The sequence below is a fragment of the Pseudomonas sp. C7.1 genome (assembly GCF_056312395.1).
Window position 1 is genome coordinate 1885063 of sequence record NZ_JBWDTL010000003.1, and the last position, 14394, is coordinate 1899456.

Annotated in this window: 15 protein-coding genes, 1 other RNA gene and 1 pseudogene; 7 read left to right on the plus strand and 10 right to left on the minus strand. The window is 57.8% G+C overall.

The window, feature by feature from the left end:
- Positions 1-16: 16 nt before the first annotated feature.
- Positions 17-2107: a DNA polymerase III subunit gamma/tau gene (gene dnaX, locus AC0T4W_RS12160; RefSeq protein ID WP_476319199.1), complete on the minus strand. Its 2091-nt coding sequence runs from the start codon at positions 2105-2107 to the stop codon at positions 17-19.
- Positions 2108-2572: 465 nt separating this feature from the next.
- On the opposite strand from dnaX, the gene AC0T4W_RS12165 reads away from it, so the two are divergent.
- Entirely contained in the window at positions 2573-2794 is a 222-nt protein-coding gene (locus AC0T4W_RS12165) for a hypothetical protein (protein WP_430698360.1), read from the plus strand.
- Positions 2795-2864: 70 nt separating this feature from the next.
- Positions 2865-3152 carry a DUF3509 domain-containing protein gene (locus AC0T4W_RS12170; RefSeq protein ID WP_476319203.1) on the plus strand — a complete coding sequence of 96 codons (288 nt, stop codon included), beginning with the start codon at positions 2865-2867 and terminating at the stop codon, positions 3150-3152.
- Between the two features lie 259 nt (positions 3153-3411).
- Here AC0T4W_RS12170 and ffs read toward each other — a convergent pair.
- The 3 genes from ffs to istA (AC0T4W_RS12185) form a co-directional block, all read right to left on the minus strand.
- An RNA gene (gene ffs, locus AC0T4W_RS12175) (signal recognition particle sRNA small type) lies at positions 3412-3508 on the minus strand.
- Positions 3509-3951: 443 nt separating this feature from the next.
- A complete protein-coding gene (gene istB / locus AC0T4W_RS12180; protein ID WP_476319205.1) occupies positions 3952-4707 on the minus strand; it encodes an IS21-like element helper ATPase IstB in 756 nt (251 codons plus the stop codon).
- Positions 4708-4723: 16 nt separating this feature from the next.
- Positions 4724-6244 (minus strand): IS21 family transposase, encoded by a 1521-nt coding sequence (istA, locus tag AC0T4W_RS12185; RefSeq protein WP_476319207.1) that lies wholly within the window; start codon positions 6242-6244, stop codon positions 4724-4726.
- Between the two features lie 210 nt (positions 6245-6454).
- Here istA (AC0T4W_RS12185) and AC0T4W_RS12190 point away from each other — a divergent pair, with 210 nt between their 5' ends.
- The 3 genes and pseudogenes from AC0T4W_RS12190 (at position 6455) to AC0T4W_RS12200 (ending at position 8710) form a co-directional block, all read left to right on the plus strand.
- Positions 6455-6733 carry an HU family DNA-binding protein gene (locus AC0T4W_RS12190; RefSeq protein ID WP_476319210.1) on the plus strand — a complete coding sequence of 93 codons (279 nt, stop codon included), beginning with the start codon at positions 6455-6457 and terminating at the stop codon, positions 6731-6733.
- Between the two features lie 110 nt (positions 6734-6843).
- Positions 6844-6945, plus strand: a pseudogene (locus AC0T4W_RS12195) (integrase); the annotation flags it as partial.
- A gap of 331 nt (positions 6946-7276) precedes the next feature.
- Positions 7277-8710, plus strand: a complete 1434-nt coding sequence (locus AC0T4W_RS12200; protein WP_476319212.1) for a tyrosine-type recombinase/integrase — start codon at positions 7277-7279, stop codon at positions 8708-8710.
- Positions 8711-8863: 153 nt separating this feature from the next.
- On the opposite strand, the gene istB (AC0T4W_RS12205) is transcribed toward AC0T4W_RS12200, so the two are convergent.
- Positions 8864-9619: an IS21-like element helper ATPase IstB gene (gene istB, locus AC0T4W_RS12205; protein ID WP_476319214.1), complete on the minus strand. Its 756-nt coding sequence runs from the start codon at positions 9617-9619 to the stop codon at positions 8864-8866.
- A 17-nt stretch (positions 9620-9636) separates the two neighbouring features.
- Complete coding sequence (istA, locus tag AC0T4W_RS12210) at positions 9637-11151, minus strand: IS21 family transposase (RefSeq protein ID WP_476319217.1); 1515 nt, start codon at positions 11149-11151, stop codon at positions 9637-9639.
- A gap of 331 nt (positions 11152-11482) precedes the next feature.
- On the opposite strand from istA (AC0T4W_RS12210), the gene AC0T4W_RS12215 reads away from it, so the two are divergent.
- A complete protein-coding gene (locus AC0T4W_RS12215; protein ID WP_476319219.1) occupies positions 11483-11668 on the plus strand; it encodes a helix-turn-helix transcriptional regulator in 186 nt (61 codons plus the stop codon).
- 67 nt (positions 11669-11735) lie between these two features.
- Here AC0T4W_RS12215 and AC0T4W_RS12220 read toward each other — a convergent pair whose 3' ends face one another.
- The 3 genes from AC0T4W_RS12220 to AC0T4W_RS12230 are packed head-to-tail and all read right to left on the minus strand — an operon-like array spanning position 11736 to position 12943.
- Positions 11736-11960, minus strand: a complete 225-nt coding sequence (locus AC0T4W_RS12220) for a helix-turn-helix transcriptional regulator (protein ID WP_476319221.1) — start codon at positions 11958-11960, stop codon at positions 11736-11738.
- Positions 11953-12462, minus strand: a complete 510-nt coding sequence (locus tag AC0T4W_RS12225; protein WP_476319223.1) for a hypothetical protein — start codon at positions 12460-12462, stop codon at positions 11953-11955. The genes AC0T4W_RS12220 and AC0T4W_RS12225 overlap by 8 nt, the downstream gene beginning before the upstream one ends.
- Positions 12446-12943, minus strand: a complete 498-nt coding sequence (locus AC0T4W_RS12230; RefSeq protein WP_476319225.1) for a hypothetical protein — start codon at positions 12941-12943, stop codon at positions 12446-12448. Before AC0T4W_RS12230 ends, AC0T4W_RS12225 begins: the two co-directional genes overlap by 17 nt.
- A gap of 390 nt (positions 12944-13333) precedes the next feature.
- Here AC0T4W_RS12230 and AC0T4W_RS12235 point away from each other — a divergent pair, with 390 nt between their 5' ends.
- A complete protein-coding gene (locus tag AC0T4W_RS12235; RefSeq protein WP_476319227.1) occupies positions 13334-14077 on the plus strand; it encodes a metallophosphoesterase in 744 nt (247 codons plus the stop codon).
- Here the strand turns inward: AC0T4W_RS12235 and AC0T4W_RS12240 are convergent.
- Positions 14064-14378 carry a hypothetical protein gene (locus AC0T4W_RS12240; RefSeq protein ID WP_476319229.1) on the minus strand — a complete coding sequence of 105 codons (315 nt, stop codon included), beginning with the start codon at positions 14376-14378 and terminating at the stop codon, positions 14064-14066. The two genes, AC0T4W_RS12235 and AC0T4W_RS12240, sit on opposite strands and share 14 nt — an antisense overlap.
- Positions 14379-14394: the final 16 nt, after the last annotated feature.

The window sequence follows — 14394 nt, forward strand, 5'->3', positions numbered from 1 at the left end:
TGTAAGTCCTCGGTAATTAGGGGTTAACGGGAGTATCTAGGGGTTCAATGCTATCCGCGCGGATAACCGCAGCGAACTGCTGAATCATTTGTTGAATAACCGGGTCCCGATGGATCGTGGCCTCCGCCTCGCGCTGGCGATTAGCTCGCTTACTCGCGGCAGCCTGCGCCGGGGTCTCCTGCTCAGGCTTGCACAACTCAATCAACACCTTGAGTTCGCGCCCGTGAAACTGATTGAGCGCGTCATTCAGGCGTCGTTGCTGAGTGGGGTTGAACAGTGCGGAATGCGCAGGGTCCAGGTGCAGCAACCAGTTATCGCCGTCAACGCTGATCAGAGTGCAGTTGGCCCCGATGCTGCCGGTCATCCCGGACAAGCCGAGCTTTGGGAACACCTCCAGCCAATCAGCCGCTAGCCCGGTCGCAGGCTCCGCTGCCGGCAAGACCTCAGGCTCGCTGGATGCCGCACGCTCGATCGCATCAAAATCGTAATCAATGGATTCTGCGTCCATTTCCACATAGTCGTAGTCGCCCGGCGGCGGTTCATCGTCATCCGCATCAGCTAGCGGCACAGGCTCGACCGGCTGGGCTTCAAGTACTGCGGGCTGCGCCGTTTCAGGAATAACTTCCGGAGCAATAGGCGCGACAGGCTCTATCACTTCATCAACCGGCACTCGAACCTGCTCTTCCCAGGGCAAATCAACAGCGGCGGCGGTAGGTGCTGGCGCTGGCGCTGGCGCTGGCGCTGGCGCAATTTCGGCCGGCAAAGGCTGCGCCGCAACCTCCTCGACAACCTCAGGCTCTGCCTGCACGTGCGGCATGACGGCAGCCGGTATCTCAGACACCTCCACCGGCGCGTCAGGGGCCGCCTCTACAACAGGGGCCGGCTGCGGTGCAGGAGAAGTCGCAACAGAAACACTGCCCGGTGCAGCTATAGCCGCGCCGGCCACTGGGTTGGTCGCGGGATCAGCAGTGGCCTGGCTAATCCCCAGCGGCTTTAGCGCCACCCTCGGCGCATCGTGGGTATCCGCCGGGCGGAAGGCCAGCATACGCAACAGCACCATCTCGAAGCCGCTACGCGGGTCGGGCGACAACGGCAGATCGCGCCGCCCTATCAAGCCCATCTGATAATAGAACTGCACGTCTTCGCTGGGCAGAACTCGGGCCAACTCAAGCACCCGCTCACGATCACCCTGGCCGTTATCCACCGCCTCGGGCAGCGCCTGGGCAATCGCTACCCGGTGCAGCACGTTGAGCATCTCGGACAACACACCATTCCAGTCCGGGCCCTGCTCCGCCAAATGCCGCACGGCTTCAATCAAAGCGCGCGCATCACCCTCCAGCAGAGCGTGCAACACGCCGTAAACCTGCCCATGGTCGAGCGTACCAAGCATGGCGCGCACATCCGCGGCCAGCACCTTACCCTCACCAAAGGCAATCGCCTGATCGGTCAAGCTCATGGCGTCGCGCATTGAGCCGTCGGCCGCGCGACCAAGCAACCAGAGCGCGTCATTTTCAAACGGGATATTTTCTGCAGCCAGCACATGGGTGAGGTGATCAACCACCCGCTCCGGTGGCATATTCTTCAGTGAGAACTGCAGGCAGCGCGACAACACAGTGACCGGCAGCTTTTGCGGATCAGTGGTCGCCAGAAGGAATTTGACGTGGGGCGGTGGCTCTTCCAGAGTCTTCAACAGCGCGTTGAAGGAACTGGTGGAAAGCATGTGCACTTCGTCGATCAGGTAGACCTTGAAGCGTCCACGGCTCGGCGAATACTGCACGTTGTCGAGCAACTCGCGGGTGTCTTCGACCTTGGTTCGGCTGGCAGCGTCGACCTCGATCAGGTCGATAAAGCGACCTTCATCGATCTCTTTGCAAATCGAACACACACCACAAGGCGTAGAGCTGATGCCGGTTTCGCAATTCAGGCACTTGGCAATAATCCGTGCAATCGTGGTCTTGCCTACACCACGAGTACCCGTGAACAAATAGGCATGGTGCAGGCGCTGGGTATCGAGCGCATTGATCAGCGCCCTGAGCACATGCGTCTGGCCAACCATTTCGTTGAACGAGCGCGGACGCCACTTGCGTGCAAGAACCTGATAACTCATCGAAACCCGTCACGAGAGGAAAGCAAAAGTGGGGCTAATCCTAACGGAGCATGGGGCAAATTGCATCCGATGTGCAGCCCACTAATGGCCAACCTGCAGCATTACTTGCAAATAAGCTGGCGAAAAAATAACCAGGCGAGTATGATCCGTCCCGTTCGTACCACGCTGTAAGTCAATTAGGCCTTTTGGCCCCCTCGATGGTTTCCAGGTAAGAGCGCATCACCCACGGGTAATGCCGCACAGCTCTAACCCATATCCCAACCTGCTGACTGATTTGGCCGTCCCGCGCAAGCGTTGACTCAAGCCCGCCTCCGACGTACCGACCCGCACAACGTAACCACTATGGGAACTTGTGCGCGCAGTCCCGCTCCTATCTGCACATGCAATCGACCACTAAATAAGTCGACAGCCTGGAGCTCTATTTAGCGCAATGACGCGCCTGTTGTTTTAGGAAATACCAGATAAATGAATACCCAACACCAAATTCAGGATGCCATTCGCACCCTCTCCAGTGCATTTGCACCGTTCGATTGCCGCATCCTGGCCGCCCGCAAAGGCAGCTTTAGCTTCACCATTGTTAACGATGCCGGTATTGCCAAACATAGCCAGCGACTGTACCCAGGCCAGTACAGCGGCGCCCACCTTGAACAGGTTATCGAGCGCGCTCGCCAGTCACTCGCAGCCTGATTGCCAAGGACAGCGAACCATCAAGCATCTTTGGGGTCTGACACTATCACCCTCAGGATGGAGCATGGTCATGGACAACATTAACCGCGAACTCGTCGAACAGCTGTTTGCCCCGCTGCGCGCCACATTCAGTCCACCCCGCCCCGATGGCGGGGTCGTCCTCTCTTTACTGGATGCCAGTGACGCCACCGCATACAGCCGCGTACTCAGTGCAGCTCAACGCACAGACCCGCAAGCCTTCGCCCAAAGCCTGGAAGACATCCGCCTGGAGCTTGCCATGCGCTCTGGCAACATCCCAGCGGATATGCGCAAGGCGCTGAAGGAACAAGACAGCGTGCTTAGCTACCACACAAGCTAAGCGCCTTAGCCGCCCTGCCGGACAGCAGGGCGGCCAGCTTCGACATTCCCGCTCAATTAAAACCACTGCGCCGCCGAACGCAAGTCGGCCAACGGCCTAAGCCAAGATATCGACAACTCAGCTCATCAGCACTGGGCAATGGACGACAACACGACGCGACTCAACAATCTGCGAGTACGCCAGCGTTCGGTAATGGGTTTTAGCAGAGTTGTGGATCGGCCCAATAAAATAAGTCGATACACAGAAAGACTGGAGGCAGCCCCACCAGCCACACCTCGGCACACAATGTCACCGCTGCGGCTGCTCCCTTCCAGGCCTGACCGGGTTCACGGCTGATCGTTGCGAGGGGACCGGCAGGGCCACCATAACGCAGCTCACCAGAAGCGAGCCGCGCCATTGTACCGGCTTAAATCGAAGTTACAACCGTTTCAAACACTTAGCCCTGCGAAACACTCACTACACTCGAAACGGGCCAACCAGCGCACTCAAACCATGCGACAACTCAGATACCCGCTGACTGACCCAAGCACTCTGTTCAGAGGTTTGCGCCGCTTCAATGGACCAGAACACCCATAAACCGCCAACAGCATAATCGGTAGAGCAAAACACACAGCTTCGCCTCCTGCAACACCTCGCTTCAACGGCTTATGGCACACTTGCAGCACGACCTCTCTCGACCACCAAGGAATAGCACTGCGGATTCCACGCCATTCGGACACTCAGCCCACGCTGATCCGGACACCTGTTCCACGGTCATCCGGACAGGCAGTCGGAGCGCAGCGACGCAGGATATGCATTGTTAGTCTGAGGTGCCCGGCGTCGTCAATTTCTTCGCCCGCCTGCGCATCGACTCTCCCTTCAGGTTGATCCGGTAGGCGTTGTGCACCAGGCGGTCGAGGATGGCGTCGGCCAGGGTCGGATCGCCGATCAGTTCGTGCCAGTTGTCCACCGGCATCTGACTGGTCACGATGGTTGAGCGTTGGCCGTAGCGGTCGTCCAGCAGCTCCAGCATGTCGCGGCGCTGTTCGTTGGTGAACGGTGCCAGGCCCCAGTCATCGAGGATCAGCAGGTCGGTCTTGGCGTAGCCGCTCATCAGCTTGACGAAGCGGCCGTCGCCATGTGCCAGGCCCAGTTCTTCCAGCAGCCGTGGCAGGCGCAGATAGCGCACGCTGCAGCCGTCCCGGCAGGCCTGGTGGGCCAGGGCGCAGGCCAGCCAGGTTTTGCCGACGCCGGTGGGGCCGCCGATGATCAGGTTGAGGCCGTCGCGCAGCCACTGGCCGCTGCGCAGTTGCAGGATCAGCGCCTTGTCCAGCCCGCGCGGGGCGCGGTAGTCGATGTCTTCGAGGCAGGCGTTGTGCTTGAGCCGGGCCTGGCGTAGGCGGTTGCTCAGGCGCTTGTCGTCGCGCTCGGTCAGCTCGCGATCGACCAACAGGCCGAGGCGTTCTTCGAAGCTCAGGCTGTCGATGTCGGGTGTTTTCAGTTGCTCGGCGAGGGCTTTGAGCATGCCGTGCAGGCGCAGGGTTTGCAGCTTGTCCAGGGTCGGGTGAGGCAGCATGGTGGGATTCCTTTGTTCAGTGGTAGTAGCCGGGGCCGCGCAGGTTGGCGTGGTCGTCCGGTAGTAGGGGTAGGTTCTGTTGAGCCAGCGGCAGGTTTTCCAGGCCTTGGCGCAGAATCGATTCGAGGCTTTTGTAGCTACAGGCACCGAGGCTTAGGGCGCGCTGGCAGGCGGCTTCCAGCCGTTCTTCGCCGTGGTGCTTGCCCAGGCGCAGGATGCCCAGGCAAGCGCGGTAGCCATGCTGCGGATGCACGCGCCGTTCGAGGATGTGGCCGATCACCCCGGCGGTGTTCGGGCCGGTCTGCTCGGCCCAGCGGATCAGCCGTTGCGGCGTCCACTCGGCATGCTCGCGATGGCTCTTGGGCATGTGCTCGGTCTGCGTGCTGTGCCGGCCTTTGTGCAGGGAGCGTACGTGGCTGGCCACCCGCTGGTTGGCGTGGAAGCACTCCACGGTGCGGGCCGTCAGGCGCACCTCCAGCTGCTTCTTCACCAGCTGGTAGGGCACCGAGTAGTAATGCCCATCGACCTCGACGTGGTAGTCGATGTGCACCCGCGCCTTCTTCCACTCGGCATAGACGTAGGGCTGCTCCGGCAACGGGCGCAGAGCCGGGCGATCCAGGCTGGCGAAGGCCGACTGCCGGGAGCCCGGCAGCTTCTTGAACGGCCGTTGGTTGAGCCGCTCCAGCAGCACGGCGATGGCCGTGTTGAGCTCGTCCAGGGAGAAGAACTGGCGATGGCGCAAGGCGGCGAGGATCCAGCGCTCGACCACCTGCACGCCGACCTCGGCCTTGGCCTTGTCGCGGGGCTTACGCGCCCGCGCCGGCACCACCGCCACGCCATAGTGCTCGGCCAAGTCGCGGTAGCTGGGGTTGATGTCCGGTTCGTAGCGATGGGCCTTGCTCACCGCACTGCGCAGGTTGTCCGGCACCACGATCTCCGGCACCCCGCCGAGGAAGGCGAAGCAACGGGCATGGGAGCCCAGCCAGTCCGGCAACTGCTGCGACCAGGTGGCCTCGGCGAAGGTGTAGCTGGAGGCACCGAGTACCGCGACGAATACCTGCGCCTGGCGGATCTCGCCGCTGTGACGGTCGATCACCGGCATCGTCTGACCTGCGTAGTCGACGAACAGCTTTTCGCCGACGCGGTGCTCCTGGCGCATCACCACATCGACCTTGCCGGCCCAGGCCCGGTAGTGCTCGCAGAACCAGCTGTACTGGAAGCCCTGTGGCTGGCCCAGCCGATACTCCTGCCAGAGCAGCGCCAGGGTCACGCCTGGTCGGCGCAGCTCGGCATGCACCCAGGCCCAGTCGGGAGTTGGTCGTTGCTCAGAGGGGATCTCCGGCGGTGGCGGGAACAGGCGCCGCTCCAGCTCTGCGTCGGACAACTCAGCAGGGAGCGGCCAGGAGAGGCCGCAGGCCGTGAATCGGCAAAGGTAATCACCGGCACTGCTGTGACCTATGCCCAGACTGCGGGAGATCTTACGGACAGACAGCCCGCAATCGAACTTGAGGCGCAACACTTCACGGATTTTACGCATGGATAAACGCTCCACGACGACCTCTCTGCTTCGAAAAAGAGGCCAATGGTAGTGAATAAATCCTGCGTAGCTGCCTGCCAGAAAGTGTCCGGATGGCTGTGGAATCAGTGTCCGGATGCTCGTGGAATGGGTGTCCGGATCAGCGTGGAATCACTGTCCGGATGTGCGTGGAATGGGTGTCCGAGTCAGCGCGGAATCCGCAATAGCACCATGGCGATGACCAAAGACCAACTGATCAGCGATATTGCAGAAGCCATAGACACACCGAAACGCACCGTACGCTTGGCGCTCGAACAACTAAGCGAAATTGTCAGCGACGCACTGGAAAACGGTGACGAAATCACCCTCCCAGGTATTGGCAAATTTAAAGTGAGCGAACGCCCTGCACGCAACGGCCGCAACCCTCAAACAGGCCAAACCTTGCAGATTGCAGCAAAGAAAGTCGTCAAATATGTGCCGGCTAAAGCGCTGAGCGACGCAATTAACTGAGCATTCTGTGCACTCTTAAGAGCGCGCCTTAACTGCAGAATCTTTTCTAAGTTTTTCGCTGCGCAGCGGCATAGGAGACCTCCGATTACGGTGGTGAAAGAAACACACCTTCGGGGGCAGACCTGGGCAAGTTGATTGATGAAGCCAACAAGATTTCGGCTACCGACTCACGCGGGCCGGCGCTGACAATACGGAGGAGGAAGACAGGATGAGAAAAGTCCCGCAAAAGTCCCTGACACAAAAAAGCCTGGCCATCACTGACCAGGCTCTAAGGCTTGAATTATATGGTCGGGACGGAGTGATTCGAACACTCGACCCCTAGCACCCCATGCTAGGTATCTACCTGTTCGCGACGGATCAAAAAAGATCATCCTGACCAAGCGACAAGCGGCTTATAAGGCCGTATGCCATGGGCTTTAAGAGTTTCTTGTTTCACTACGAACTACCCGGTTTCGTGTCATCCAATGGACCCTATACGGACCCTATTATTGGAGATGCCGGACTAGTGACCTAGACTTAGCCTCCAACGAACCTGGAGGCGGCATGGCTAGAGAGAAGATCCCTGAACACACTGAACGCGCTGCGACGTTTTGCAGAAATGCGAAGCCGGAAGAGAAGCAATACGAGCTGATTGACTCGAAGATCCCTGGCTTACAGCTTAGGGTCAACCCCAGCGGCAAAAAAGCGTGGGCGCTGAGATACAGCGTGGGATCAGGCGAAAACCTGGTAAAAAACCGCCTCCCTCTCGGCCTGTTTCCTGAGGTTACTGTCACCGAAGCCCGCAAAGCAGCACAGCAGGTGAAATCTGACGTTGCCCGTGGCGCTGACCCTGTGGGCGAACGCAAAGCCGAGGCTGATCGGCGCGCTGAAGAGATTGAGGCGAAAGCTAGAGAAGATGCATCTCGCGTGACTGTCTGCGACTTTTTTGAACGCTGGATGAAATCCGACAAGCCAGTAGGCCGAAAAGATAAGGGGAAAGAGCTTCGTCGCCAGTTCGAAAAAGATGTCCTTCCTCTCATCGGCGACAAAGAGATGAATCACATAACCCGTGCGGACATCCTCCACGTTACTGACACCATCCTGTCTCGTGGCGTAAACCGCATAGCTCAATCGACATTCAGCGATATGAAGCAAATGTTTGCTTTCGCAGTTGATCGATTAGTGATCCGTGAAAACCCAGCCGCTACGATTAGCAAGAAGAGCATAGGAAAAACAACAAAGCCCCGCGACAGGGTATTGAGCCCTCGGGAGCTTCGTGAGCTTGACCAAGCCCTGCATGCATCGAGCCTGAATCGTGTCACGCACATCATCTATATGCTCCAAGTCTCGATGACGTGCCGGATCAACGAGCTTTGCCAAGCCGCTTGGTCGGAATTGAACTGGAGCAAGCGGACCTGGACCATTCCAGAGTCGAGGTCAAAATCTGGACGCTCGATTGAAGTGAACCTTTCGGCGTACTCGATGAGCCTGTTCCGCGAGCTTCAATCTCTGACCGGGCACACACCATGGTGTTATCCAGGACGGGATGAGACAAAACCTATCAACCGAAAAGCCGCGACGAACCACGCCCGTGATCGTCAGCTTCCGGCAGGCAAAGAGCCAACAAACGGAAGAACAGTGCAAACCCAGTCTCTGCTCGTTGGTGGCGAACAATGGAAAACGCACGACCTGCGCCGCTCGGGCTCGACGCTCATGCAACAGCTCGGTATTTCCACAGAAGTGTCTGATCGGTGCTTGAACCACGTAGAGGATAATAAAGTGAGGGCTACCTACCATCACTACGATTACGAGAAAGAAATGAAGCGAGCATGGCATCTGCTCAGCGAAGCACTATCCGTAATCACAGGCCCTGACGGCGAGGCATTCATCAAAGAACTAGACGAGGACTACCTGCTCGAGCCAGACGATGAGATCGGCATGCTGGCACTAGTGAAGAAATACTACAAGAAGCCCGACGAACGGTCGCAAACTACGTAAAACAAGGCCAACAGCCAGAAAATACTGCGCATTCCACGCCATCCGGCCACCCAGTCCACGCTTATCCGGCCGGGATTTCCACGCACATCCGGCCACCCGTTCCACGGCCATCCGGCCGGGCAGTCGGAGCGCAGCGACGCAGGGGTGGCATTGTTAGTCTGAGGTGCCCGGCGTCGTCAATTTCTTCGCCCGCTTGCGCATCGATTCGCCCTTCAGGTTGATCCGGTAGGCGTTGTGCACCAGGCGGTCGAGGATGGCGTCGGCCAGGGTCGGATCGCCGATCAGTTCGTGCCAGTTGTCCACCGGCATCTGGCTGGTCACGATGGTCGAGCGTTGGCCATAGCGGTCGTCCAGCAGCTCCAGCATGTCGCGCCGTTGTTCGGCGGTGAACGGCGCCAGGCCCCAGTCGTCGAGGATCAGCAGGTCGGTCTTGGCGTAGCCGCTCATCAGCTTGGTGAAGCGGCCGTCGCCATGGGCCAGGCCCAGCTCTTCCAGCAGCCGCGGTAAGCGCAGGTAGCGCACGCTGTAGCCGTCCCGGCAGGCCTGGTGGGCCAGGGCGCAGGCCAGCCAGGTTTTGCCGACACCGGTGGGGCCGCCGATGATCAGATTGAGGCCGTCGCGCAGCCACTGGCCGCTGCGTAGCTGGAGGATCAGCGCCTTGTCCAGCCCGCGCGGGGCGCGGTAGTCGATGTCTTCGAGGCAGGCGCTGTGCTTGAGCCGGGCTTGGCGCAGGCGGCTGCTCAGGCGCTTGTCGTCGCGCTCGGTCAGCTCGCGGTCGACCAGCAGGCCGAGGCGCTCCTCGAAGCTCAGGCTGTCGATGTCGGCGGTTTTCAGTTGTTCGGCGAGGGCCTTGAGCATGCCGTGCAGGCGCAGGGTTTGCAGCTTGTCCAGGGTCGGATGGGGCAGCATGGTGGGGTTCCTTGGGTTCAGTGGTAGTAACCGGGGCCGCGCAGGTTGGCGTGGTCGTCCGGCAGCAGGGGCAGGTTCTGTTGAGCCAATGGCAGGTTCTCCAGGCCCTGGCGCAGGATCGATTCGAGGCTTTTGTAGCTACAGGCACCGAGGCTCAGGGCGCGCTGGCAGGCGGCTTCCAGGCGCTCTTCGCCGTGGTGTTTGCCCAGGCGCAGGATGCCCAGGCAGGCGCGGTAGCCATGCTGCGGATGCACGCGCCGTTCGAGGATGTGGCCGATCACCCCGGCGGTGTTCGGGCCGGTCTGCTCGGCCCAGCGGATCAGCCGCTGCGGCGTCCACTCGGCATGCTCGCGATGGCTCTTGGGCATGTGCTCGGTCTGCGTGCTGTGCCGGCCTTTGTGCAGGGAGCGTACGTGGCTGGCCACCCGCTGGTTGGCGTGGAAGCACTCCACGGTGCGCGCTGTGAGGCGCACCTCCAGCTGCTTCTTCACCAGTTGGTAGGGCACCGAGTAGTAATGCCCGTCGACCTCGACGTGGTAGTCGATATGCACCCGCGCCTTCTTCCACTCGGCATAGACGTAGGGCTGCTCCGGCAACGGGCGCAGGGCCGGACGATCCAGGCTGGCGAAGGCCGACTGCCGGGAGCCCGGCAGCTTCTTGAACGGCCGTTGGTTGAGCCGCTCCAGCAGCACGGCGATGGCCGTGTTGAGTTCGTCCAGGGAGAAGAACTGGCGATGGCGCAGGACGGCGAGGATCCAGCGCTCGACCACCTGCACGCCGACCTCGGCCTTGGCCTTGTCGCGGGGCTTACGCGCCCGCGCCGGCACCACCGCCACACCATAGTGCTCGGCCAAGTCGCGGTAGCTGGGGTTGATGTCCGGTTCGTAGCGATGGGCCTTGCTCACCGCACTGCGCAGGTTGTCCGGCACCACGATCTCCGGCACCCCGCCGAGGAAGGAGAAGCAGCGGGCATGGGAGCCCAGCCAGTCCGACAACTGCTGCGACCAAGTGGCCTCGGCGAAGGTGTAGCTGGAGGCACCGAGCACCGCGACGAACACCTGCGCCTGACGGATCTCCCCGCTGCTGCGGTCGATCACCGGCACCGTCTGGCCGGCGTAGTCGACGAACAGCTTCTCGCCGACGCGGTGCTCCTGGCGCATCACCACATCCAGTTTGCCCTGCCAGGCCCGGTAGTGGTCGCAGAACCAGCTGTACTGGAAGCCGTGCGGCTGAGCCGCCTTGTACTCCTGCCAGAGCAGCGCCAGGGTCACGCCTGGTCGGCGCAGCTCGGCGTGGATCATGGCCCAGTCGGGCAGCGGGCGCTGCTCGCTGGGTGCCGGCGGGGCTGGTGGAAACAGCTGTCGCTCCAACTCGGCATCGGGTAACGAACAGGGCCAACTGAGGCCGCTGGCGGCAAAGCGGTTGAGGTAGTCGCCGACGGTGACACGACCGACCTGCACGCTGACCGCAATCTGGCGAGCCGATAGTCCGACCTCGAACTTGAGACGTAGTACTTCGCGAATCTTACGCATGGATAAACGCTCCACGACGACCTCTCTGCTTCGAAAAAGAGGTCGATGGTAGTGAAGAAATCCTGCGTTGCTGCCTGCCTGAGAGGGTGGCCGGATGGCCGTGGAATCAGTGGCCGGATGCGCGTGGACTGGGTGGCCGGATCACCGTGGAATCGGTGGCCAGATGCTCATGGAATGGGTGGCCAGATGACCGTGGAATCCGCAGAAAATACCATTGTCGCCCCCTATTTTTACGTGATTACTCAAAAATAATTTGTTGACAAAATACACAGCGTTGACAGTTAGAAACTATAGCCATATAATATCTGCTATATTAATAACGGGGGTAGTCATGGCGGAAGCGGTACGACAAGAAAGATTTTTGAGATTTGGGGCAGTGGCTGAAATGATAGGCCTGTCTAGAAGCACAATCTGGAGGATGGAGCAGGAAGGGAAATTTCCAAAGCGCGTACAGCTTGGCAGCAAAAGTGTGGCATGGAGGCTTAGCGATCTAAACGGCTGGATGTCCGCAAGGTAGCAATTGAAGGAGGTCTCATGACCACCGACTTATAGAAGGCACCCTCACCAGGTGCCTTTTTTCATTTCTAATTGCCTGCATCCGGAGCAAAAGGCTTCCAATCACGGCCATCCAAAACCGCATCTACCCAGCGCTGGACTTCAATACTGTCCCAACCGACGATTCCACCACCAAGTGACCTGGATTTTGGGAATTTACCGGCAGCGATGTAGCTGTAGATCGAGCTTCGTCCGAGACCGCTCACATGCATGACTTCTTTGAGACGCATGACGCGACGTGGCAATTCACTCATCTTTGTCGAGCCCCAGATCCTTCGCCACCTCTTCAACAGAAAATACCTGCTCTTCGCCTGTATTTACGCGCTCAAGAATGCCCTGTGCTTGCTGTGCATCATCCTCATGAGAACCCCATTCTCGCCCAACCGGCTTCATCTGCTCCCATTCAGCAGCCTCAGCATCAAGGCGTGGGGAAACTTTTCCGAAGCCATAAAGCTCCGAAATCTCAAAGTCATCATCGAATAGCCGACACTGCCGATGACTATCACGCAGACACAGGACGGCATACTGCAAGCAGTTTTGGCAGATCAACAAGCTGTACCGCTCGCCATCGACCTCGCCATGGACGTGCCCCGCGATAGCTGGGAAGTCGCAGACTTGGCAGCGCTTGCCCTCCCCTTCCTTTGTTGTTGCCAACTCGACCCCAGGATCGCCCTCGGCTTGGCCAAGGGCGTCGAAGTCTTCGGTGAGCTTGCCTGTGACGCTGCCGAAAAGCGGTGGTTTAGGTGGTTGTTTCATCCTGATAGTCCTCTTTCTTTCCGGCAGTTCCCCAGCCAAGGGCTTTCTGGGAGTCAGATTCTTTGATTTTCCAGCCGCTAGCGTTGCTGATGAGCTGGCGGATAGGAGTCCAGGCCTTCCAGATTTCGTATGCCAGTTGCTGGTTCTCTGGCTTTGCGCATTTCGGGTCTGCTTTTACTAACTCAGCAAGAGATTCTTCAATTGCTTGCATTGCTTCTGAAATCTGCTCTTGGTTTAGATATTTCTTTTTCTCAAAAAATCTATTTTTGTGACGACACTCAAATGTTGAAAAGTACTTAATCAGCTTGTTCGTATTAGCAACGCTGGTGAAATGCTTGCGGATCTCGTGCTGACTGCTTATGACCTGATCGTACGGAACAGTAATAACTCGCTCTCTCTTTTCACCGTATTTGACTCGATAGAATGAAACAGCGGTCGCGATCTCTCTAATCCACACCCAGCCTTTATCTTGATTATCCATATATGCCTATTCTTATTATTTTTATTGGCAATAACTATTTACTGCATAGCTTTATTATAGTACTAAAAACGCCTCAGATAACACGACTCAGCATGTAACTCAAATATTTTTTCAGCCTTCGGCTAATTCGGCCAGCTGGGGTGATTTGGCGGCCTTTAGAACAAATCCCGTACACATGACGGCAAGTGTAATGGGTTTGTTCCTGAAATCCTGATGATTACTGGATTAAGTCGTGATTGTCGGCATGATATTGAGCGGAATGCCTTACGCCCTAGGGGCGTAACGATTTAGAAAAGTTGGACAGGCTGGGCTGTGATATGCATGCTGATGCTCTTCCGGTGTCTGTTGCTACTTTGTCTGACGAATAAACGAAACACTGAGGTAATTGCCATGAAACTACATATTCTTTCTGATTTGCATAATGAGTTCGATGAGTACGTTCCCGGCCCTGCCGCGAGCGAAGCGGATGTAGTGATCCTTGCCGGGGATATAGATATAGGACTAAAAGGGATCGAGTGGGCTGACAAGGTGTTTAATTGCCCTGTTATTTATGTGCCTGGAAACCACGAGTACTATCGACATCATTTAGATCACATGCTGGATGACATGAAAAAACTCAACAGCAACAAGGTTAAAGTTCTGGACATGGGTGAGTTAGTTTTAGGCGATGTACGGTTTCTCGGGGCAACAGCATGGACAGACTTTGCATCTACTGGAGATTCAGCACTTGCAGCGCTGCTCGCTCAGCAGATGCTGAATGATTTCAACTTAATACGCACCGATAATTATAGAAATATTCGCCCAGCAGATTTAATTAAGATATGTGCAAAAGCAAAATCTTGGTTGCGCTCAAAGATCAATGAAGAGTTTTGCGGAAAAACCGTTGTAATCACTCATCATGCACCAGTGATGCAATCACTTGAACACAGTCCTCATGCGCGCTCACACCTGGAGGCTGCCTTTGCAAACGACTGGAAGGATCTCGTAACAGGAGATCTGGTTGATTTGTGGATTCATGGTCACACGCATATATCTGCTGACTATGACGCAAATGGCACTCGGGTAATATCCAACCAGCGCGGTTACCCAGGCGAAACTACTGGGTTCGAACCAGACTTAATTATTGAGCCGTAGAGCGCTTCTCATAGCACGCACCACAAAGCTTCCAGATCCAGCCCTTTTCTACGCGCTCTACTGCATTCGTAGATCCGCAGAACTGACAAATACCATCCGTTGCCCGCTCTACCGCATCTGCAAGCACAACCAAGTGCCATGGACCTCCTCCGATATCTATTCTCAGATAGCCGTGTGAGGCTTTCACTCCCAAAAGTTTCACGCCAGCATCCCTGCATGCTTGCTGAAAAGCATCAGCATATTGCTGCCAGCCTTCGTAAAACTCGCCTAAGCTTCCTGCTTCTCGATCTTCCTTTACCACTCAAGCCTCCAAGAAT